Annotated in this window: 16 protein-coding genes; 7 read left to right on the top strand and 9 right to left on the bottom strand. The window is 72.6% G+C overall.

The genetic code is table 11. The annotated features are described in order from the left end of the window. Positions 1-80 precede the first annotated feature (80 nt). Positions 81-794, top strand: a complete 714-nt coding sequence (locus tag ACQUFX_RS22660; protein WP_428962328.1) for a siderophore-interacting protein — start codon at positions 81-83, stop codon at positions 792-794. Next, positions 791-2,386, top strand: coding sequence for an MFS transporter (locus ACQUFX_RS22655; protein ID WP_428962327.1), 1,596 nt, complete (start codon positions 791-793; stop codon positions 2,384-2,386). Before ACQUFX_RS22660 ends, ACQUFX_RS22655 begins: the two co-directional genes overlap by 4 nt. 25 nt (positions 2,387-2,411) lie before the next feature. On the opposite strand, the gene ACQUFX_RS22650 is transcribed toward ACQUFX_RS22655, so the two are convergent. The 3 genes from ACQUFX_RS22650 to ACQUFX_RS22640 form a co-directional block, all read right to left on the bottom strand. Then, the gene (locus ACQUFX_RS22650) at positions 2,412-2,675 is read right to left on the bottom strand and encodes a hypothetical protein (protein WP_428962326.1); all 264 of its coding nucleotides are present in this window, start codon (positions 2,673-2,675) and stop codon (positions 2,412-2,414) included. Positions 2,676-2,909: 234 nt separating this feature from the next. Next, positions 2,910-6,536: a methionine synthase gene (metH, locus tag ACQUFX_RS22645; RefSeq protein ID WP_428962325.1), complete on the bottom strand. Its 3,627-nt coding sequence runs from the start codon at positions 6,534-6,536 to the stop codon at positions 2,910-2,912. Between the two features lie 362 nt (positions 6,537-6,898). Further along, positions 6,899-7,771: a hypothetical protein gene (locus ACQUFX_RS22640; protein WP_428962324.1), complete on the bottom strand. Its 873-nt coding sequence runs from the start codon at positions 7,769-7,771 to the stop codon at positions 6,899-6,901. 337 nt (positions 7,772-8,108) lie between these two features. Between ACQUFX_RS22640 and ACQUFX_RS22635 the strand changes: the two genes are divergently transcribed. Next, positions 8,109-9,098 (top strand): AraC-like ligand-binding domain-containing protein, encoded by a 990-nt coding sequence (locus ACQUFX_RS22635; protein WP_428962323.1) that lies wholly within the window; start codon positions 8,109-8,111, stop codon positions 9,096-9,098. 189 nt (positions 9,099-9,287) lie between these two features. On the opposite strand, the gene ACQUFX_RS22630 is transcribed toward ACQUFX_RS22635, so the two are convergent. The 3 genes from ACQUFX_RS22630 to ACQUFX_RS22620 form a co-directional block, all read right to left on the bottom strand. Then, positions 9,288-9,656 carry a histone-like nucleoid-structuring protein Lsr2 gene (locus tag ACQUFX_RS22630; RefSeq protein ID WP_428962322.1) on the bottom strand — a complete coding sequence of 123 codons (369 nt, stop codon included), beginning with the start codon at positions 9,654-9,656 and terminating at the stop codon, positions 9,288-9,290. A 258-nt stretch (positions 9,657-9,914) separates the two neighbouring features. Further along, positions 9,915-10,355, bottom strand: coding sequence for a VOC family protein (locus ACQUFX_RS22625; protein ID WP_428962321.1), 441 nt, complete (start codon positions 10,353-10,355; stop codon positions 9,915-9,917). Positions 10,356-10,431: 76 nt separating this feature from the next. Further along, complete coding sequence (locus tag ACQUFX_RS22620; RefSeq protein WP_428962320.1) at positions 10,432-11,346, bottom strand: oxidoreductase; 915 nt, start codon at positions 11,344-11,346, stop codon at positions 10,432-10,434. A gap of 103 nt (positions 11,347-11,449) precedes the next feature. Between ACQUFX_RS22620 and ACQUFX_RS22615 the strand changes: the two genes are divergently transcribed. Then, complete coding sequence (locus ACQUFX_RS22615; RefSeq protein WP_428962319.1) at positions 11,450-12,274, top strand: helix-turn-helix domain-containing protein; 825 nt, start codon at positions 11,450-11,452, stop codon at positions 12,272-12,274. Between the two features lie 63 nt (positions 12,275-12,337). On the opposite strand, the gene ACQUFX_RS22610 is transcribed toward ACQUFX_RS22615, so the two are convergent. From ACQUFX_RS22610 to ACQUFX_RS22600, 3 genes are read right to left on the bottom strand one after another with little or no spacing between them, the layout of a single operon-like run. Next, complete coding sequence (locus ACQUFX_RS22610; RefSeq protein ID WP_428962318.1) at positions 12,338-12,967, bottom strand: hypothetical protein; 630 nt, start codon at positions 12,965-12,967, stop codon at positions 12,338-12,340. Positions 12,968-13,010: 43 nt separating this feature from the next. Then, a complete protein-coding gene (locus tag ACQUFX_RS22605) occupies positions 13,011-15,425 on the bottom strand; it encodes a family 43 glycosylhydrolase (RefSeq protein WP_428962317.1) in 2,415 nt (804 codons plus the stop codon). Positions 15,426-15,478: 53 nt separating this feature from the next. Next, positions 15,479-17,908, bottom strand: coding sequence for a glycoside hydrolase family 43 protein (locus ACQUFX_RS22600; RefSeq protein ID WP_428962316.1), 2,430 nt, complete (start codon positions 17,906-17,908; stop codon positions 15,479-15,481). Between the two features lie 667 nt (positions 17,909-18,575). Between ACQUFX_RS22600 and ACQUFX_RS22595 the strand changes: the two genes are divergently transcribed. The 3 genes from ACQUFX_RS22595 (at position 18,576) to ACQUFX_RS22585 (ending at position 21,615) form a co-directional block, all read left to right on the top strand. After that, the gene (locus tag ACQUFX_RS22595; RefSeq protein WP_428962315.1) at positions 18,576-19,502 is read left to right on the top strand and encodes an amidohydrolase family protein; all 927 of its coding nucleotides are present in this window, start codon (positions 18,576-18,578) and stop codon (positions 19,500-19,502) included. A gap of 259 nt (positions 19,503-19,761) precedes the next feature. Further along, a complete protein-coding gene (locus ACQUFX_RS22590) occupies positions 19,762-20,031 on the top strand; it encodes a hypothetical protein (protein WP_428962314.1) in 270 nt (89 codons plus the stop codon). Between the two features lie 192 nt (positions 20,032-20,223). Beyond that, positions 20,224-21,615 carry a non-reducing end alpha-L-arabinofuranosidase family hydrolase gene (locus ACQUFX_RS22585; RefSeq protein WP_428962313.1) on the top strand — a complete coding sequence of 464 codons (1,392 nt, stop codon included), beginning with the start codon at positions 20,224-20,226 and terminating at the stop codon, positions 21,613-21,615. The last annotated feature ends 4 nt before the right edge of the window (positions 21,616-21,619 follow it).

Genomic DNA, 21,619 nt, shown 5'->3' with positions numbered 1-21,619 from the left:
TCGGGATTGTGCGGTGCCCCTCCCCAGGACGGGGCGGTTAGGTTAACCTAACCTAACTACCGGGGACAGTGGAGGCAGGCGTGAAGCGGAACTGGGAAGCCCTCGTGCTCAAGGCGATGGGGGGCCGGGAATTCCGGTTGACCGTGCTCGACTCCGAGCGGGTCAGCGGGAGCCTGCACCGCCTGCTGGTCGACGGGGGTGGCCTGCTCGCCGCCGTCGAGGCGCACCCCACCATGTGGATCCGCCTCTGGTTCGACAACGAGGGCCGCTCCCACCAGCGGGCCTACACCCTGGTCGACCCGGACCCGGCCACCGGCCGGTTCCACCTGGAGTTCGCCCTGCACGAGGGCGTCGCGGCCCGCTGGGCGAGCAGCGCCCGGCCCGGGGACACCATCGAGGCCACCCTCCAGGGCAGCGCCTTCACCCTGCCCGACCCCACCCCCACCCACCTGTACCTGGTCGGGGACTCGGCCAGCCTGCCCGCCGTCAACAGCCTGCTGGACGCCGCCGGGGACCTGCCCGCCACCATCTGGCTGGAGTACGCCGACGACGACGAGAAGGGGCTCCCGCACCGGGCCCGCGCCGGCCAGGAGGTGATCTGGGTACCCCGCCTCGACGAGGGGCGGCACCTGGTGGAGACCGTCCGGGCCGCCCTGACCAGCCCCACCGAGGGGGCTTACCACTGGGTGGCCTGCGAGGCCGGCACCACCCGGGCGCTGGCGAAGCACCTGCGCAAGGGACTCGGGGTGAACCGCCACCAGGTCTCCGCCCTCGGGTACTGGACCGCCAGGTGACCGCTGCCCCCGGCGGCACGGCGGCACCCCCCACCACCCCGGTACGGCTGCGTACCCGCTGGCTCGTCCTCGCCGTCCTCTGCCTCGCCCAACTCGTCGTGGTGCTGGACAACACCATCCTCACCGTGGCGGTGCCGGCCCTCACCCGCGACCTCGCCGCCAGCACCGCCGACATCCAGTGGGTGATCAACGCGTACGCGCTGGTGCAGGCCGGCCTGCTGCTCACCGCCGGCAGCGTGGTCGACCGGTACGGCCGCCGCCGGATGCTGCTGGTCGGGCTGGTGCTGTTCGGGCTCGCCTCGGCCGCCGCCGCGTCAGCCCGGTCCGCCGACCACCTGATCGCGGCACGGGCCGCGCTCGGGGTCGGGGGAGCGCTGCTGGCCACCGCCACCCTCGCGGTCGCGATGCAGGTCTTCGACGCGCGGGAACGCCCCCGCGCCATCGGCATCTGGGCGGCGGTGAGCGCGCTGGGCTTCGCCGCCGGGCCCCCGGTCGGCGGCCTGCTGCTGGGGCACTTCCGGTGGCCGGCCATCTTCCTGGTCAACCTGCCGGTCGTGCTGGTCTGCCTGCTCGCCGCGCGCCGGCTGGTGCCCGAGTCCCGGCACGGCGAGGGGCGCCTCGACCTGGTCGGGGCGGTGCTCTCCACCGCCGGGCTGGGCGCGGTCGTCTTCGCCATCATCCAGGGCCCCGAGCAGGGCTGGGGTTCGCTGCCCGTGCTCGGCGCGGCCACCGCCGGGGCGTTGCTGCTCGCGGCGTTCGTCGCCTGGGAACAGCACGTCCCCGCGCCCATGCTCGACATGGGTTTCTTCCGGGACCGCCGGTTCGTCGGCGCGGTCTGCGGGGTCGTGCTGATCACCTTCGGCAGCGCCGGGGCGCTGTTCCTGCTGGCGCAGCAGTTGCAGTTCGTCCGGGATTACCCGGCCTGGGAGGCCGGCGTCCGGATGGCGCCCTTCGCGCTGACCGTGGTGCTGCTCAACCTCGCCGGGGTCGCCGCCCTGGTCATCCGGCGGCTGGGCATCCCGCTGGCCATCGCGGCCGGCATGGCGACGCTCGCCCTCGGGCTGGTGGTCGCCGCGTACGCCCCGGCCGACGGCTACGGCGGCCTGCTGCTGGGTCTGCTGCTGATGGGTGCCGGCTGCGCGGTCGCCAACCCCGCGATCGTGGAGGCGGTGCTCAGCGCGGTACCGCCCGAGCGGGCCGGTGCCGGGGCCGGCATCGACGGCACCATGTCCGAGGTGGGCGCCAGTCTCGGCGTCGCCGTCCTCGGCGCGGTGCTGAACGCCCGGTTCACCGCCGCGCTCCCCGCCGTGCTGGCCGGCGCCGGATCGTTCCCGGCCGCCCTGGCCGCCGCCCGGACCGGGACGGAACGGGACCAGGTCGCCGAGGCGTTCAACGCGGCGGTGGTGGTCGGGCAGACCGTCGGGGCGGTCGCCGTGCTCGCCGGTGGCTGCCTCGCCGCGCTGCTGCTGCACCGCGCGGCGAACCGGACCGGGCCGTCGCGCCCGACCGTGGACCCGTCGCCGGGCGGGCGGGACGTGCCGGCGTCCGACGGGCGGGACGTGGCGGTGCCGGCGGGCTCGTCGGCCTGCTGAGCCGTTCTCCGCGGTCCGCCGGGCGTCAGGGCAGGTGGGGTGGGTGCCGGTGCCGGTGCCGGTCCGGGAGTGGATGGGGATCGGCCCGGTCCCGGCGCGGGCTGTCCTCGGCCCAGAGGAACCAGCAGTACCCGGCCATGGCCGTGGCCAGCACGAGGCCCACCAGGATCTGCCAGCCGTACGGGACGAAGAACACCAGGCACGGGGCGACCGCCACGAGACCGGCGACGACGGCGAGGAACAAGGCGAACCTGCGCAGCATCTTCTCCTCCTGCCTGTCCGCGTCCACCGTGTCGTCCCGACGACCGGTACGGGCAGCGGGTGACGTCGGGCGACCGGCCGCCGGGGTGGCAGGCCAGTCAACCGGCCGGCGCCCCGGCGCGCAACCGTCGTGGTACCCGGTCCGGGTCGGTACCGCTACTCAGGACAACGGCCCGGTTCCCGGGTACCCACGCGAAACGGCCGGCGTCGACGGGGTACGTCGACGCCGGCCGTGACGGCGGGGCAGCGGGGACGGGCTGGCTCAGTCCGGGTCGTAGGCGAGGTTGGGGCGCAACCACCGCTCGACCTCGTCCCGGGCGACGCCGCGTCGGGTCGCGTAGTCCTCGACCTGGTCCCGGCCGATCCGCCCGACGGTGAAGTAGCGCGACTCCGGGTGCGCGAAGATCAGCCCGCTGACGCTGGCCGCCGGGGTCATCGCGTACGACTCGGTCAGGCCGATGCCGAGCCGCCCGGCGTCGAGCAGCTCGAAGAGGTCGCGCTTCTCGCTGTGGTCCGGGCTGGCCGGGTAGCCGAGCGCGGGCCGGATGCCCCGGAACCGCTCCGCGTGCAGGTCCTCGATGCGGGGGTCGGCGTCCGGCTCGAACCACTCGCGGCGGGCCTGGAGGTGCAGGTACTCGGCGAACGCCTCGGCGAGCCGGTCGGCGAGCGCCTTGACCATGATGGCCCGGTAGTCGTCGTTGGCCGCCTCGTAGCCGGCGGCCAGCTCCTCGGCGCCGTGGATCGCCACCGCGAAACCGCCCAGGTGGTCCCCGGCCGGGGCGACGTAGTCGGCGAGACAGCGGTTGGCCCGCCCCGCCGGCTTGGTGGTCTGCTGGCGCAGCATCGGCAACCGGAGGGCCGGGTCGGTCAGGACGATGTCGTCGCCCTCGGTGTGCGCGGGCCAGAAGCCGTACACGCCGCGCGCCTGCAACGACCCGTCGGCGATGATCTGGTCCAGCATGGCCACGGCGTCGTCGTACAGCTCGCGGGCCACCGGCTGGTCCAGGATCGCCGGGAACTTGCCCTTGAGCTCCCAGGCCAGGAAGAGGAACTGCCAGTCGATCATCTCGCGGAGGGTGGCGAGATCCGGCTCGACGACGCGGATGCCGGTGAAGGCCGGCACCGGCAGGTCGGCGAAGTCCACCTGCTCCCGGTTCGCACGCGCCTCGGCCAGCGGCAGCAGCGGCTGCCGGCGGGCGGTGTGCTGCTCGCGCAGCCGCTCCTGCTCGGCCAGGTTGCTGGCGGCCAACTGGCCGGCCCGGTCGCTGTCGAGCAGGTCGGAGACCACCCCGACGACCCGGGACGCGTCGAGCACGTGCACCGTCGTCGCGTCGTACGCCGGGGCGATCCGTACCGCCGTGTGCTGCCGGGAGGTGGTGGCCCCGCCGATGAGCAGCGGCAGCTTCATGTCCCGCCGCTGCATCTCGCCGGCCACCGCGACCATCTCGTCCAGCGACGGGGTGATCAGGCCGGAGAGGCCGACCACGTCGGCGCCCTCGGCGACGGCGGTGTCCAGGATCCGCTCCGCCGGCACCATCACCCCGAGGTCGATCACCTCGTAGTTGTTGCAGCCGAGCACCACACCGACGATGTTCTTGCCGATGTCGTGCACGTCGCCCTTGACCGTGGCCAGCACCACCTTGCCCCGCCCCCGGCCGACGATGATCCGCCCCTCCTGCTGGGCCTGCTCCCGCTCCTGCTCCATGTACGGTTCGAGGTAGGCGACGGCCCGCTTCATCACCCGGGCGCTCTTCACCACCTGCGGCAGGAACATCCGCCCCGAGCCGAACAGGTCGCCGACCACGCTCATGCCGTCCATCAGCGGGCCCTCGATGACGTCCAGCGGCCGGGCCGCCTGCCGGCGGGCCTCCTCCGTGTCCGCCTCGACGAACTCGACGATGCCGTGCACCAGCGCGTGCTTGAGCCGCTCGGCGACCGGCGACTCCCGCCAGGACAGGTCCACCTCGCGCTTCGCGCCGGAGCCGGTGACCGTCGCGGCGAACGACACCAGCCGGTCGGTGGCGTCCGGACGCCGGTCGAAGAGCACGTCCTCGACCAGGGTCAGCAGGTCGGCCGGGATGTCCTGGTAGACGGCGAGCTGGCCGGCGTTGACGATGCCCATGTCCAGCCCGGCGCGGACGGCGTGCAGCAGGAACGCCGAGTGCATCGCCTCCCGTACCACGTCGTTGCCCCGGAACGCGAACGACAGGTTGGAGATGCCGCCGCTGGTCCGGGCACCGGGGCAGCGCTCCTTGATCAGCGGGAGCGCGTCGATGAACGCCTTGGCGTACCCGTTGTGCTCGGCGATGCCGGTGGCGACCGCCAGCACGTTCGGGTCGAAGATGATGTCCTCCGGCGCGAAGTCGGCCCGCTGCGTCAGCAGGTCGTACGCCCGCGCGCAGATCTCCACCTTCCGCTCGGTGGTGTCGGCCTGGCCCTGTTCGTCGAAGGCCATCACCACCACGCCGGCGCCGTGGCCGCGGATGTGCCGGGCCTGGGCGAGGAACGCCTCCTCGCCCTCCTTCAGGCTGATCGAGTTGACCACGGCCTTGCCCTGCACGCACTTGAGCCCGGCGGCCAGCACGCTCCAGCGGGAGCTGTCGATCATGATCGGGATCCGGGCCACCTCGGGCTCGGTGGCGATCAGGTTCAGGAAGGTGGTCATCGCCTGCTCGCTGTCGAGCAGGTCGGCGTCCATGTTGACGTCGAGCAGGTTCGCGCCGCCCCGGACCTGTTCGAGGGCGACCGCCACCGCGCCCTGGTAGTCGTCGGCCTCGATCAGCCGGCGGAACCGGGCCGAGCCGGTGACGTTGGTCCGCTCGCCGATCATCACGAACCCGGTGTCCGGGCCGATCGAGAACGGCTCCAGGCCGCTGAACCGGGTCGTCGTGACGTTCTTCACCGGCTCCCGGGGAGTGAGACCCGAGACGGCGGCGGCGATCTCCGCGATGTGTTCGGGGGACGTGCCGCAGCACCCGCCGACGATGTTGACCAGGCCGGCCTCGGCGAACTCGCCGATCAGCCGGGCGGTCTGCCTGGGGGTCTGGTCGTACCCGCCGAACGCGTTCGGCAGGCCCGCGTTGGGGTGGCAGGCGACGTACGTGTCGGCGAGCCGGGCCAGTTCGGCCACGTGCGGGCGCATCTCCGCCGCGCCCAGGGCGCAGTTGACCCCGACGACCAGCGGCTCGGCCCGCTCGATGGAGCGCCAGAACGCCTCCACCGTCTGCCCGGACAGGGTCCGCCCGCTGAGGTCCACGATGGTGACCGAGACCCACAGCGGCAGCTCCGGCGCGACCTCCCGGGCCGCCGCGATGGCTGCCTTCGCGTTCAGCGTGTCGAAGATCGTCTCGATCAGCAGCAGGTCGACGCCGCCCTCGGCCAGCGCCGCGATCTGCTCCGCGTACGTCTCCTTGACCTGGTCGTAGCTGACCGCCCGGTACGCCGGGTCGTCCACCCGGGGCGACAGCGACAGCGTGACGTTGAGCGGGCCCACCGAGCCCGCCACGAACCGCCCGCCGGCCTCGTCGGCCGCCTGCCGGGCGAGCTGCGCGGCCCGCACGTTCATCTGGTGGACGTACTCCTCCAGGCCGTAGTCGGCCTGGCTGATCCGGGTGGCGGTGAAGGTGTTCGTGCTGGTGATGTCCGCTCCGGCCGCCAGGTACCGGCGGTGCGTGTCCAGCACCACGTCCGGGCGGGTCAGGTTCAGCAGGTCGGGGTCGCCCGTCACGTCCTTCGGGTGGTCGACCAGCAGGTCGCCCCGGTAGTCGGCGGGGGTGAGCGCGGCGTTCTGCAGCATCGTGCCCCAGGCGCCGTCCAGCACCACGACGCGCTGCGCCATCAGCTCCCGCAGCGCCTGGGCGGTGTTTCCCCGGACCGACAATTGCCTCATACAACACCTCAGCTAGTCGAAGGCGCCAGACCGCGCGGCCAGGCCCCACCGGCCCGTCACGGCGCACGTGGGGCCGGACGGCACGCGCGGGATGGGACCGGATCCGGCCGTCGGACGTCGCCTCCTCGCGACTCCTGGCGAACCCCCGGATTGTATCCTCGTGCGCCTCTCGGGTACCGGTGAAGGCAGCCCGACCCACCCGCCGGCCCCGTCACGCGGCGGGCGCCGACCGCCGCTGGCGGCCCCGCCGGCCCGGCCACCTCCACCGCCGGGCCGCGCACGGCGACTCCGTCGGGGCCGTGATTCGATGCGCCGACCTCTCAACTGTTGGGAAGCCGGGCGGCCGGCTGGCCGCCCCGGCGTCAGGCGCAGATCGCGTACGCGTGGACCGCCCAGTTGCTGGCGAGCCCGTCCTCGTCCTCGGCGGCGGTGGCCCTGACCTGGGTGTCCGAGAGCAGGTCGAGGCCGGTCAGCCGGACCTGTCCCGCGCCGCTGACGATCTCCCCGCCGACCCCGTGCACGAGCGTGCCGGGCGGGCAGGTCGCCACCGTCGACTTCGAGCCGACCGAGTCGAGCAGGCCGAACCCGGCGACCCGGACCAGCCCGGCCGGCGGCGTCGCGCAGACCACCTGGCCCCGGAGCTGCCACGCGCCGGCGTACCCGTTGCCGTCCTCGATCCCGGTGACGCTGACGGAGGCGAGGTCGGCGCTCGGCCGCAGGTCGTCCACCACCACCTGGCCGAGACCGCCGTTGACCTCCACCCCGAGGCCCAGCACCTGCTTGCCGGGCGGGCAGCTCACGGTCAGCGTCTTGCTGCTGACCGAGTCCCAGATCGTGGCGCCCTCGGCGTGCTCCCACCCGACCGGCGGCTGCGCGCAGAGCGCGGTGGCGGTGATCGACCAGGTGCCGGCGAAGCCGTTGTCGTCCTCCCGGCCGGTCACCGAGTAGACGTCGGTCGCCCCGAAGACCGGCACCATCGTGTCCATCACCACCTGGCCGGCGCCCCGGTCGATCCGGCCGCCGCCGGCCACCAGGAACGTGTCGGCGGGGCAGGACGCCTGCCAGGTCTTCCAGTCGCTGTTGCTCGGGCCGGTGCTGGTGACCCGGGTCAGGCCCGGCAGGGCGGCGGCGGCCGGCGCGGCCAGCGTCGCCTGGGTCGCCAGCACCAGGGCGGCGGTGAGGGTCAGCGCCAGGGCGGAGCGCCGGGCGCGGGCACTGCGGGATCGGACGTGCATCGGACGACCTCCTGAGGATGGCCGGCTCGGTCGGCGGGCAGGTCGGGCCGGCCGCCGGGTCGACGACGGGACTGAGCTGGATGTGATTCGGGGGAGCTGGCCGGCGGTGCACGTCCGGCACGTCGACGGTACGAGACACCGTCCACAGTCGACCCGTCGTCGGTCCCGTCCGGCGGGCGGCGCGGCAGGTCCACCCGCCGTCAGCGCAGCCGGGTCGGTCGATGCGACCGGTGTGCTGTCCGTCGCACAGGGTGAGGGCTATGGTCGATGCCTGGTGCCCACACCGTTCGCGGCGAACCGACCGAGGGGGAACGACGTGCACGGCAACGACCTGTCGGTGAGCACTCAGGACCACCCGCCGGGCGATCGGGTCGACTACTGGCGCTGTCTGATGGCCGAGTCCCTGGTGCCGGTGGATATCCAGACCGACACGTCGACCGCCTTCAACGCCTCGGCGCGAATGGTCGACCTCGGGGCCGTGACCCTGTCCATCTACCAGTTCCCGTCGCTCCGGGTCATTCGCAGCCCCCGGATGACCACCTCGTCGGACCCCGAGATCTACAAAATCAGCCTGCCCCTGCGCGGTAGCGGCGTGATCGAGTATGACCGGCAGTCCTGCGCGGCGGGCCCCGGTCAGCTCAGTTTCCTCGACGCGGCGAGTCCGCACGAGGTCACGTACGTCGAGGATGCGGCAGGTCGGGGCAGCACCGCCCTGGCCGTCCAGATTCCCGGCTCGATGCTCCCGTTCCCGGCCGACCAGGCGAGGCTCCTGCACGCGACGTGCCTCGCCGGGGGCGACGACGGCATCGCCGCCCTGCTCGCCAACCACCTGGTCACCGTCGCCCGGCACGTCGACGGGTTCACGCCCGGTGACGCGGTCCGGGTCGGGGGCATCACCCTCGATCTGGTGTCGGCGGTCATCGCGAACCGTCTCGACCGGATGTCCGCGCTACCGGTCGAGACCCGGCAACAGGCGTCCTACCGGCAGGTGCTGGCGTTCATCGAGTCGCATCTGGCCGACCCCGCGCTCGGCCCACCGGCGATCGCCGCCGCCCACCACATGTCGCTGCGCAGCCTGCACCGGCTGTTCGCACAGGAGGGCCGTACCGTCAGCGGGTGGATCCGGCAGCGCCGGCTCGAACGGTGCCGGCGTGACCTGGTCGACCCCCGGCTGGCCCACCGTCCGGTCAGCGCCGTCGCCGCCCGCTGGGGATTCCGCAGCACCGCGCACTTCACCCGGCTCTTCACCGCGAGTGTCGGCATGAGCCCGGTGGCCTACCGGCGGCACCAGCAGCTCGCCCGGCAACGGCTTCCCGGCGCGGACTGACGCATCGGAGAGCGGGCGAGGGTGACCCCACGACGCGAACGGCCTCCGCCACCGATGCCCGCCGCCCTGGCGTCCTGACCGCCCCGGGCCGCGAACGCATCCGCATTCGTGGCGAGCGACACCAACGCCAGGGCGGAACCGCCACCCCGGCAGCACGACCCCACACCGCGAGCCTTCGTGGTCACGGCACTAGTGACCGGCCTTCGAGTGGTACTCGTCGACGATCTCCTGCGGGATGCGGCCCCGGTCGGAGATGTCCCTGCCGGACTTCTTGGCCCAGTCCCGGATCGCCTTGTTCTGCTCGCGGTCGGAGGTGACGCGCCCCCGGGCGCCGGCCGGGGCGGGCGTGCTGCGGGCCGCGCGACCGCTGACGATGCCGCCCCGGCCGACCTTGGTGCCGTGCGCGGTGTACGGGGCGAAGGCGTCCCGCAGTTGCTGCGCGTGGGCCGCCGACAGGTCGATCTCGTACTGGACTCCGTCGAGGGCGAACCGGACGGTCTCGTCGGCGTCCCCGCCGTCCAGGTCGTCAATGAGTTTCTGGATGATCTGCTTGGCCACGTGCTATTCCTTCCGCACTTCGATGAGTCCGCCCAGCACAATAACCGGCGCGACCCCCACAACCAATGAGGAAGCACAGAACGGTGCCGTGGCGAGCACTTCACGCCCACGTTTTCACATCGACGGGATCCGAACTCGGCGACGAAAATCGTCGCTCACCACCGGGTATGAACACCGTGGGTGCGGTGTGGTGCGCGGCCAGTTACCGCAGCCCGCCGCGCGGGAGCTGTGACGTCATTCGCGCCACCAATCGCCACATCAACCGATCTGTTCGGCCAGCGCGACGATGATGCCCGCCGGGCCGCGAAGGTAACAGAGCCGATAGGCGTTCTCGTACCGCGCCACCTCGCCGAGGAGTTCGGCGCCGTGGGTGCGCAGGCGGGCGATGGTGGCGTCGATGTCGTCGACGGTGAACATGACCCGGTGCAGGCCCAGCGTGTTCGGCGGCGGGGGCGGTGACCCGGCGCCGACCGCGGCGGGGGTGTGGTATTTCGTCAGCTCCAGCCTGCTGTGGCCGTCCGGGGTCCGCATCAGCACGATGTCGCTGCGGAGGCCGTCGAGCCCGACGGTACGGTCCGCCCAGGGGCCTTCGATCCGCGCCCGGCCTTCGGGTTCCAGGCCGAGGTCGGTGAAGAAGGCGACGGCGGCCTCCAGGTCGTCGACGACGACGGCGACGTTGTCCATCCGCACCACGGTCATGGGGCCGAGCATACAAATCGTGGCAGGGCCGCCGGGCCCCCTGGCAGAAGACGGTGTGCGCAGGTCGGGCCGGGGATCAGAGGTACGTGACGCCGGTGAGCCGGGCCGCCCGCGCCCACATCCGCCGCCCGTTCCCCGGGTCGCGGGCCGGCGCGCTCGCGCGTACCTCGGTGACCGGTCCCCGGATCTCCCGGAAGCCGCGCGGCCCGAAGAACTGCCCCCCGCGTACCCCGGGAGCGGTCGCCGCGCACAGTTGCGGCCGGGCGCCCTCCCGCACCGGACTGACCAGCAGCGGGTTGAGCCGGCCCACGGCGCGCAGCAGCGCGTTCCGGTTGGCCAACGCGCGCGGGGTGAGGTTGGTGTGGGTCATGCCGGGGTGGGCGAGCACGCTGATGACCGGTGATCCGGCGGCGCGCAGCCGGCGGTCCAGTTCCAGGCCGAGGATGGTGGCGACGAGCTTGGACAGCGAGTACGCCCGGGGCCCGGTGTAGGACCGCTCGGACATCAGGTCGTCCAGGTCGAGGCCGCGCCACCGGTGCACGATCGACGACACGGTGACCACCCGGGGTTCCCTCCCGGCGGTCAGTCTGTCGAGCAGGAGCCCGGTCAGCGCGTACGGCCCGAGCGCGTTGGTGCCCATCTGCGGGTCGAACCCGTCCACGGTCAGGGGCGGGCGGGCACCGGTCAACGCCACCCCGGCGTTGTTCACCAGGAGGTCGAGGGGGCCGGTCAGGTCCTCGGCGAAGGCCCGGATCGAGGCGAGCGAGGCCAGGTCCAGCGCTCGGACCTCGACCTCGGCGTCCGGTGCGGCCCGCCGGATCGTGGCGGCCGTCTCCTCGCCCGCCGCCACGTCGCGTACCGCGAGCACCACGGCGGCCCCGTGCCGGGCCAGTTCCATCGCGGTGACCCGCCCCACGCCGGAGTTCGCCCCGGTCACCACCGCGCGTCGGCCGTGCTGGTCGGGGATCAGGTCTTCGGTCCACGTCTGCATGTCCCGGGACGGTAGGGACCCGCGCCGACGGCCGGAGAGACCTGGCCGACCTGGGACCACGGGACCTACCCTGCGACGGGACCGCGGCGGCACACTGGATGCCGTGACGACCACGGCCTACGCGCGCGAGTTGGCTGACTTCCTGCGGAACCGCCGGTCCCGGCTGCGCCCGGAGGACATCGGTCTGACGCCCGGCCCCCGCCGTCGGGTCGCCGGTCTGCGCCGGGAGGAGTTGGCCCTCCTCGCCGGGGTGAGCACCGACTACTACCAGCGCCTGGAACAGGGCCGGGACGTGCGCCCCTCCGCCGACGTGCTGACCGGCATCGCCCGTGCCCTCGCCCTGAACGCGGAGGAGACCCGTCACCTGCACGCCCTCGCCCGCCGGGCGCAGCGCCCGCCGAGACCCCGGCGGCGGACCCGCGAGACGGTCCCGGAGAGCACCCGCCGGCTGCTGCACAGCCTGCACACCCCGGCCGTGGTGGTCAGCCGTCACCTGGACCTGCTCGCCTGGAACAGGATGGCCGCCGCGCTCCACCCGGGCATCGGCCCGGGCAACGCGCTGATCGACATGTTCACCCACGCCGAGGTGCACGGCCGGTGCACCGGCTGGCGGGAGACGGTGCTGGACTACCTGGGCTTCCTGCGCGCGGCGGTCGCCGCCGACCCGGAGCACCCCCGGGCCCAGGAGATCGTCGGCACGCTCACCATCCGCAGCGAGGAGTTCCGCAGGCTCTGGGCCCGCCACGACGTGCGCGAGTCGGTCAACGGCAGCAAGACGTTCCGGCATCCGCAGGTCGGCGAGCTGCACCTGGACTGGGACGCCTACACGCCCCCGGGGCGGACCGGGCCGATCCTGATCGCCTACACCGCCGCGCCCGGCAGCGCCGCCGCCGAGCGGCTGTCCCTGCTCGCCGCGTACGCACCCTGAGGCCGCCGGCCGGCCCTCGGGACGGTACGGGTGGGGCCGCCGCCACGGCCCCACCCGGCCGGCTCACTCGAACAGGGACAGCGTCAGGGTCGAGGTGTACTCACCGGCGGCCACGTCCGCCGGGGTCCGCAGGAACAGGTCCGCGTCGACCGAGTACGCGGCACCGGCGACGGTCCCGGAGTCGAAGGTGGAGACGAGCAGTTCCTGGTCGACCAGACCCGAGTTGTTGCCCGGCTGCGTCGGCTCGTCGAGCACGGTGACGACCTCTTCACCCTCGCTGACCAGCCCGGTGCCGCCACCGTCGATCAGCCATGGCTTCCAGCCCAGGTGCCCGGCGCCGATCGGCGCCTGACCGTCGCGGCCGACGAAGTCGGTCGCGCTGCCCAGCACCGCCCACGCCGCCTGCTCCGGCACCTCGTCGGGCCGCCGGGTGTCGGTGACCGTGACCGTCGGCAGGCCGCCGACGAACTGGCGGACCAGCAGCGTCGACCCGTCCTCGGACAGCGTCACCGCGTCGCCGGCGATCGACATCGCCAGCACTCCCGGCTCGGTGATCTCGTCGATCTCCACCGTCACCGTCACGTCGCCGCCGCCGGGCTCGGCCCGGGCGGGCGACGGCATCGCCACCGTCCCGACCAGCAGGGCACCCGCTGTTCCGGCCGCCGCCAACCGTCTGTGACTCCATGTCCTCATCCGCTGCTCCCTGTGCTCTGTGGTGGTCGGGTGGTGGGGTGGGTCAGCCACCGCAGGTGATGGCCGGGTACGGGACGGTGCGGAGCGTCGTCACGTCCCGACCGTCGACCGTCGCGGTGACCCGGACGGTCGCCGAGCCGGCGGCGACCACCGTGCTCCGCGCGCTGAACTGCTGGAAGGCGTGGGCGCCCGGTGCGACGTCGGCCACCGACCGCCGGCCGTACGCCGTCTCCAGGACGACGTCCACCGCCGTGTCGTGGTCGTTGCGGGCCTGCACGGCGACGTACGCGGTGGTGCCCACGCAGCGCGCCTGGGCGGTGACCGTGACGGGTGGTTCCGCGCCGGTGCCGGCCGCGAAGGCCCAGGTGTCGATCTCGAACAGGTCCCCGCCCGCCGGCCCGGCGTAGGTGAAGTAGACGTCGTGCACACCGGTCACGCCGTCGAGCGCGGTGGTCAGCTCCGTCCACTCGCCGAGCGGCCCGTCGACCGGGATGGTCGCCACCACCGGCGCGGTGACGTCACCGAGCCGGAGCTGGATCGTCCCGCCGGCCACCAGCGGGCGGACCTTCGCCGTCAGGCTCCGGGCGCCGGCCCCGAAGTCGACCGAGGAGAGCGCCGTCCAGTCCCCGTTGTCGATGTCGCGGACCACCAGGTTGGGTGCCTCGGCACCGAACTGGGCCGACCCGCCGTCGATCTTCGCGGTGGCGACGCCCTTGCTCCAGCCGAAGGTCTCCGCCTCGAACACCCGGTACGGGTCGAAGTCACGGACCTGGTCGACCCCGGCGTAGGTGCCGACGACCTGCTGGATGGTGCCGTCCTCGTTGAAGGTCAGCTCCTGGATGTGCGGGCTGCGGTACCCCTGGGTGGTGTTGCCGTTGATGCGCTTGTTCAGCGTCGGGCCGTGGTACGTGAAGTAGTGCCGCCCCTCGTACTCGAACACCGACTGGTGGTTGTTGCCGCCGGTGCCCGCGCCGAAGAACTGCGACTGGTTCGGGAACAGCACGCCCGCGTAGGTCTCCTTCGGCCACGACATCGGGTCGTCGGAGATCATGTAGCCGATCTGGCCCCCGCCGGGGTAGCCGGGCAGCGGCGTCTGCGGGCCGCCGAAGTCGTTGCCGCCGAAGTGCGACGAGTACGACAGGTAGTACTTCCCCTCGCGCTTGAACACCTGGGCCGCCTCGAAGGCCACCGGGGCGTCCACCACCGCCGCCGTGCCCTCGGTCGACACCATGTCGTCGCCGAGTTTGATCGCCCGCAGGTTCTTCGGGTTGTTGAACCGCTCGGCCGCCGGCATGCTGGTCGACGCGGGACCGCCGCCGAAGTAGAGGTACGCCTCGCCGTCGTCGTCCACCAGCGGGGCCGGGTCGAACTTCCAGGCGACCGCCTCGGCGCCGGGGGTACGGCCGTCGATCAGCGTGCTCGTCCGCTCGCTGGTCCACGGGCCGACCGGCGACGCACCGGTGATCACGTTGCTCGACCCACCGCCGTTGGCGTAGTACAGGAAGAACTTCTCCTGGCCGTCGACCACCTTGCTGGCCATGCCGGGCGCCCACGAGTTGGTGGTGAACGGTGCGACGCCGTTGGGCCCGGCGACCTGGATCTCGCCGTGGTCCGTCCAGTTCACCATGTCGGTCGTGGAGAGCACGGTGATCTGGTTGATGTGGCCGTAGTTGATGCCCGGCGAGATCCCGGTGACCGGGTCGGGCGCGTACCCCTGGGTGTCGTTGGTCAGGTACAGGTAGACGCGGCCGTCGTGGACGAAGCCGTACCCGTCGGCGCCGAACTTGTGGCCGATCACCGGGTTGTGCTCCCCGGGCAGCTTGCCGACCACCTCGATGGTCTTCGACGGCGCTGCGGGCGGCGCGGCGCCGACCACCGACACGTCGTCGAGGGTGAAGTCCATCAGGTGCAGGTCCGGGTCGGCGGACGGGTTGTCCGTCCAGGGCGTCTCGAAGAACAGCCGCGCCGTCGAGACGTTCTGGCTCGCCGGGACGGTGAACTGCCCGTCGAACTGGGCCCACTGGCCCCGGGTCGCGGTCACTCCGACCAGGTTGGTGTACGTGGACCCGCCGTAGTGCATCGTGGCGAAGAACTGCTTGGTGGCGGGCCCGGCCGGGTTGTCGTACCTGATCCGGGCGGTGAGGCGGTAGGTCTGCCCGGCCTGGATCTTGCCGGAGAGGTCCTGCATCGGGCCGGAACCGGTCGTCGCCCGGTCGGTGACCCGCACCGCGCCCGATCCGGACCAGGCGTCCGTGGTGGGTGACAGGGTGGCGCCGTCGGTGGCGTTGCCGTTGTTGACGAACCAGTTGGCCAGGCCGTTCTCGAACCCGCCGTTGACGACGAGATCGGTGTCGGCGGCCTGGACCGGTGCCGCCGCGACGATCCCGGCCAGCATCATGCCGGCCGTCGCGATCGCGGCGACCCGTCGTCGGGTCGTGCCTCGGGGGCGCTGTGTCACGAGATGTCCTCCTTCAACTGCGGGACGGGCAGGGGGGTCGTCGGCGGCTGCGGTCACGGCGTCCGCCGAGGGGCGGCGCAGGTGACGGCGGGATACGCCACGTCGCGGACGGTCGTCACGTCCCTGCCGTCGACCGCCCCGGTGACCCGGACGGTCGCCGTACCGGCCGGGGCTGCCGCGGTCCGGGTGGTGAACTGCTGGTAGGCGTTCGCGCCCGGCGCGACGTCCGGCACCGACCGCTGGCCGTACGCCGTCTCCAGCACCACGTCGACCGGCGCGGTGTGGTCGTTGCGGGCCTGCACCGCCACGTACGCCGTGCCGGCGACGCACCGGGCCTGCGCGGTGACCGTGACCGGTACCTCGGGCGGGGCGCTCCGGAGCACGGCGAGCCGGGCCAACTGGTAGCTGAGGGCCCGTTCCGGCGCGTCGATCTGGTTCTGGGTGCCGAACCGGCCGGCCCGTGCCGTCGTCGCCGCGGTGAGCGCCGCCCGCATCGCCGCCCAGGCGTCGGCGGGGTGGTCCGACTCGTCGAGGGTGGCCGCGTACGCGATGGCGGCGTCGAGCGCCGCCGTGGTCAGCGGCCGGTTCTGCGCGGTGAGCGTGTCGCTGAGCAGGTAGTGGTCGAAGTCGACGTGCCCGCCCCGCTGCTGCGTGGCGTAGGTGAACAGCCCGACCCGGTGCCCCATGAAGTGGGCGAGGCTGCCGTCCAGGGTCTGCGGGCCGACCCGGTTGCCGAGCTGCGTCCAGGTCAACCCGTCGAGGCTGTAGTGGAACGTCGTCCAGAGCTGCCCGGTCGGCGCGGCGAAGTCGAGGTCCGCCTTGACGTGGACCTCGGTCGCGTCGCCCAGCGGCACCGTCGTGCCCGGCAGGAAGGTCTCCAGCGTCGCCTGGTCGAGGTCGACCGCGAACGGCTGTCCCCGGTTGACCACGCCGAGGGTGTTCACCCCGCCGACGCGCTTGACCGCCACGTACGATAAGCCCCGGTTGTAGGCGGCCAGGCCCGCGACGTCGCCGTCCCTCATCCCGGAGATGTCCATCCGGGTCTCGGCCGACTGCCGGGGCCCGAACGTCCGCTGCGAGAGCGTGTTGCGGGCCTCCTCGAACCAGGCCAGCTCGGCCCGGTTGGAGAGCTTGGTGTAGACGTAGTCGCCGGTGACCACCTTGCCGGTGGTCAGCCGCAGCCAGCCCGCCCGGTCGGTCAGCGACCAGTACCGGTTGTCCGGGGCGTGGTTCCACTCCCAGGCCATGTCCAGCCGTGACCCGTTGGGCCGGATCTCGTCCTCGGTGGGGTGCTCGGTGGTGGGCGGCTGCCCGACGACCGGTGCCGCCGGGATGGTCCACTCCTCGTCCATGTACGCCTTGTGCGGCGCGTCGTTGGCGAAGTCGTCCGAGACCACGATGGACTTCTGCCGTTCGAACCGCTCCTGCTCGGGGTCGAGCGCGATCGGCTTGGCGAACGCGCCCTCCACCGGCACGACGCCGTCGGTGCCGAAGGTGGGCCAGCCGTCCTCGGACCAGGTGGCGGGGATGAGGGCCGGGATGCGCCCGATCGGGAAGGTGTCCCGGAAGAACATGCCGTGCCAGTCGGTCCGACCGTCCTCCCGCGCGATCGGCACGAGGCTGCCCTGCGCGAAGCCGTTGGAGTTGAGCACGCCGCGCGCCTCGTAGGTGTTCACCCCGCCCTCTGAGGTGTGGCGCCCGAGCAGTTCGGGGGAGCGGAGCATGACCACCTGGCGGCCCTGGCCGGCGGGCCAGGTGATGACGACCACGTAGTAGTGGCCGTTGATGTGAAAGAACTGGGCGCCCTCGAAGAGGCCGCCGATGAAGGGCTGGCCCGCGTAGTCGCTCGCGGTGAAGACGTTCGGGTAGTCCTGCACGATGGCGGTCAACCCGGGGTTGAGCCGTACCGCGCTGATGTTCGCGTTGCCGTAGAAGATGTACGGCGTGCCGTCGACGTCGAAGAAGAGCGACGGGTCGTGCAGGCCCCGGCCGAGGGCGGTGCGCTGCCACGCCCCGTTCTCGATGTCGTCGGTGCGGTAGATGTACGCGCCGCCGAGGTTGTTGGTGTTGAAGGCGACGTAGAACGTGCCGTCGTGGTAACGCAGCGACGACGCCCACTGGCCCTGGCCGTACGAGTTCTGGCCGTTGCGCAGCGAGAACGAGTCGCCGATGCTCGCCCGGTCGAAGACGTAGTTGACGATCTCCCAGTTGACCAGGTCGTACGACTTCATGATCGGCGCGCCGGGGCTCAGGTGCATCGTCGTGCTGATCATGTAGTAGATGTCCCGGCCCTCGGCGTTCTCGGCGGCCGGGACCCGCTCCACGCCGATGTCCGGCACGTCGGCGCGCAGCAGCGGCACGGTGTACGTGCCGTCGCCCCGGTCGGTCGACGTGTACGACGAGCGGGGCGACCAGGGCTCGGCGGCGTGCGCCGGGTTACCGGGGGACACCAGGCCGGCACCGAGGAGCACGCTGGCCGTCACGATTGAGACCGTGCGCATACGTCGGGACGGACGCGGAGCCGTCGGGGGTCGGAGGCGGCCCGGCGAGGGGATCAGCGCCCGGACCGCGGCGGCCGCTTTTCCCAGGCGGTGCCGGGGGTGGCGAGGGGAGGCAGGAGGGTCGTGGGAAGCCTGCATGGCGAGCTCCAGACGCGAGCATTGCGGGAGTCACCATGATGTGAGCGTTAACATCGATCGTCAAGGCTTCCGGCGAGACTGATCCGAAATGTCCGCGTAACAACCCTCGACGTCGGCCCCGCCCGGCCCGCCCCCGCCCCGACGTCGGATCCCGGCTGCGGCCGGCGAGGGCGCGGCCCCGCCGTGGTCCGCGCGCCCGCCGGTGGTCGACGGTCAGTCAGCCGCCCTCCCGGTGGTGTGGACCCTCGGCGCCTTCCCGGGTCCACGAGGCGCTGGGGAGCCGAGGTCCATTGACGACGGACGTTACCTGTGCGTAACATCCGGTGTCCCGAGTGACCGGCGCCACCGTCGTCAGCCACCCGTGGGTCTCCGGGTGGCCCGCCGGCCGGGCGACCTGCGGGACGGACCAGCAGCCCGCCCTGTCCGCCGGGAGCGCCGTGACCGGGCGTGCCTCGTCCGTGGCCACGTCGACGTCCGTTCTCCCACGTCGCAGCACCGGGACGGCACCAGCATGATCATCGACGCGCACCACCACCTGTGGCGGCCGGAGCGCGGGTACACCTGGCTCGACGATCCCGGGCTGGCCGCCATCCGCCGGCCGTTCACCCCGGCGGACCTGGTCGCCGAGGTGACCGCGACCGGCGTGCACGGCACGGTGCTGGTCGAGGGTGGACGCTGCCACCCCGACGAGGCGGCCGAGTTCCTGGGGCACGCCGCCGACACGGAGCCGATCCTCGGCGTGGTGGCCTGGCTCGACGTCGCGGCCGACGACGTGGCCGCCACCATCGCGCGCTACCGCCGGATGCGCGGCGGAGACCTGCTCGTCGGGGTCCGCTCCCAGGTGCAGGGGGAGCCCGACCCGGACCACCTCGACCGGCCGGACGTGCGGCGCGGGCTGGCCGAGGTCGCCGCCGCCGGGCTCGTGTTCGACCTGGTGATCCGCGCCGACCAGCTACCGGCGGCGGCCCGTGCGGCCCGGTCGGTGCCGCACCTGCGGTTCGTCCTGGACCATCTCGGCAAGCCCCGCATCGCCGCCGGAGCGGCGGGGCTGCGCGACTGGCGGGGGCCGCTGGCCGCGCTGGCGGCCAACCCGAACGTGACGGGCAAGCTCTCCGGCCTGGTCACCGAGGCCCGGCCGGACTGGTCGGTGGACGACCTGCGCCCGTTCGTCGCGGTGGCGGTCGAGGAGTTCGGGGCGGACCGTCTGATGTTCGGTTCGGACTGGCCGGTCTGCCTGCTCCGGTCGGACTATCCCGGGGTGCGCCGGGCGTTGACCGCCGCGTTGCCGTCGCTGACGCCCGGGGAGCGGGAGGCGATCTTCGCCGGCACCGCGATCCGCACCTACGACCTGGCGCGGCGGGTCGGGGGGTCGGCCGCCGCCCCCTCGGACCGGTCCGGTGACGGTGGACCCGCGCCCCGGCGACCGTCGCCACGGTAGATACGTCAGGCGTCTGCCGCCCTGCGGTGACCCGGGTGCCCCTCCTGGACGGGGGGCCCGCCCGTTATCCATGTCCGATAAACTGTGAACGGTAACATCACCGGTGGTCGCCCTGCGGTGTGGCCGGTGCCGTCACCCCGGTGCGGCGTCGTACGGGGGGTGGGGCGAGCCGGGGTCGCCCCACCCCGGAATTCGCCCCGTCGGCTCCCGGCGTGCCCACCCCGGGGTCACGTACGGGGCCGTCTCCGGCACCGCCGCCGTGGTCTACACCGACGGCACCCGGCAGGCCTTCACCCTCGCCGCGCCCGACTGGTACGGCGGCCCGCACGTCGGGGGCACCGCCGCCGTGGTCACCGCGTACCAGAACCGCCCCGGCAACCAGCGGGTGACCGTCCCCGCCTGCGTCTACTACGCCGGGGTACGCCTGCAGGACAAGCCGGTGACCCGGGTGGAGTTGCCCGCGATCAGCGCTCGACCCGCGGTCGGCGTCCCGACCATGCACATCTTCGCGGTCGCGGTCGGCGGCTGACCGGACCGGCACCCGACCGGGCCGTCCGCACCGGCCCGAGCCCTGTGGTGCGAACACTGAAACCGGTACATGTTGGATCGATGGTTGTCGGGCTGGGAGCGCTCCCGTACCGTACGCGTCACAGATGTTAACGTTCACTACGCGAGCGAGACCTGTGGATGTGAGGTCGCCCTCTCGCGGGAAGGGCATGCGATGAAGAGATCCAGGCTTTTCAATGCCGGACTGGTGTCGGCCGGCGTCGCGGTGCTGGCGTCGGCGGCGGTGGTCGTCGTGGCGCTGCCGGCCGGCGCGGCGGCCGCGGGCTGTTCGGTGAACTACGCGGTGTCGTCGCAGTGGCAGGGCGGGTTCGGCGCCAACGTCACGATCACGAACCTCGGTGACCCGCTGACCGGCTGGACGCTGACCTGGTCGTTCAGCGCGGGGCAGACGGTGACCCAGTCGTGGAACACCACGCTGACCCAGAGCGGCGCCGCCGTGACCGCGCGGAACGTGAGCTACAACGGGTCGGTCGCCACCAACGGCACGGTGTCGTTCGGCTTCAACGGTTCCTCGCCGGGCGGCAACCCGGCCCCGACGAGCTTCGCCCTCAACGGCGTGACCTGCACCGGCAGCCCGGTCCCCACGACCCCGCCGACCACGCCACCGACCACCGCGCCGACCACCCCACCCGGGGGCACCTGCGCCCTGCCGTCGACCTACCGCTGGGCCTCCACCGGCCCGCTGGCCAGCCCGAAGGCGGGGTGGGTGTCGCTGAAGGACTTCACCTACGCGCCGTACAACGGCCGGCACCTGGTCTACGCCACCACCCACGACACGGGCACCAGGTGGGGCTCGATGAGCTTCGGCCTCTTCACCAACTGGTCCGACATGGCGTCGGCCAGCCAGAACACCATGCCCTTCGCCACCGTCGCGCCCACCCTGTTCTACTTCGCCCCGCGCAACATCTGGGTGCTCGCGTACCAGTGGGGTGGCACGGCCTTCTCCTACCGCACCTCGACCGACCCCACCAACGTCAACTCGTGGTCGGCGCAGCAGACGCTCTTCACGGGGAGCATCTCCAACTCCGGCACCGGCCCGATCGACCAGGCGCTGATCGGTGACGACCAGAACATGTACCTGTTCTTCGCCGGGGACAACGGGCGGATCTACCGGGCCAGCATGCCGATCGGCAACTTCCCGGGCAACTTCGGCTCGAACTACACCACGATCATGACCGACACCACCGCCAACCTGTTCGAGGCGGTCCAGGTCTACAAGCTCCAGGGCCAGAACCGGTACCTGATGCTCGTCGAGGCGATGGGCGCCCGGGGGCGCTTCTTCCGCTCGTTCACGGCCACCAGCCTGGGCGGCACGTGGACCCCGCAGGCCGCGACCGAGAGCAACCCCTTCGCCGGCAAGGCCAACAGCAACGCGAGCTGGACCAACGACATCAGCCACGGCGAGCTGATCCGCAGCAGCGCCGACCAGACGATGACCGTCGACCCCTGCAACCTGCAACTGCTCTACCAGGGCCGCGACCCCAACTCGGGCGGGGACTACGGCCTCCTGCCCTACCGGCCCGGTCTGCTCACCCTTCAACGCTGACGAC

It is taken from the genome of Micromonospora fluostatini (assembly GCF_050410825.1).
Taxonomy (GTDB): domain Bacteria; phylum Actinomycetota; class Actinomycetes; order Mycobacteriales; family Micromonosporaceae; genus Micromonospora; species Micromonospora rosaria.
This window is presented reverse-complemented; position numbering and strand designations above follow the sequence as displayed.

What these genes read in the sequence shown, in the direction of transcription:
- metH (WP_428962325.1), bottom strand. Translation starts at nt 6,536, where the DNA reads ATGAGGCAATTGTCGGTCCGGGGAAACACCGCCCAGGCGCTGCGGGAG.
- ACQUFX_RS22610 (WP_428962318.1), bottom strand. Translation starts at nt 12,967, where the DNA reads ATGAGGACATGGAGTCACAGACGGTTGGCGGCGGCCGGAACAGCGGGT.
- ACQUFX_RS22585 (WP_428962313.1), top strand. Translation starts at nt 20,224, where the DNA reads ATGAAGAGATCCAGGCTTTTCAATGCCGGACTGGTGTCGGCCGGCGTC.
- ACQUFX_RS22625 (WP_428962321.1), bottom strand. Translation starts at nt 10,355, where the DNA reads ATGACCGTGGTGCGGATGGACAACGTCGCCGTCGTCGTCGACGACCTG.
- ACQUFX_RS22640 (WP_428962324.1), bottom strand. Translation starts at nt 7,771, where the DNA reads ATGCACGTCCGATCCCGCAGTGCCCGCGCCCGGCGCTCCGCCCTGGCG.
- ACQUFX_RS22620 (WP_428962320.1), bottom strand. Translation starts at nt 11,346, where the DNA reads ATGCAGACGTGGACCGAAGACCTGATCCCCGACCAGCACGGCCGACGC.
- ACQUFX_RS22595 (WP_428962315.1), top strand. Translation starts at nt 18,576, where the DNA reads ATGATCATCGACGCGCACCACCACCTGTGGCGGCCGGAGCGCGGGTAC.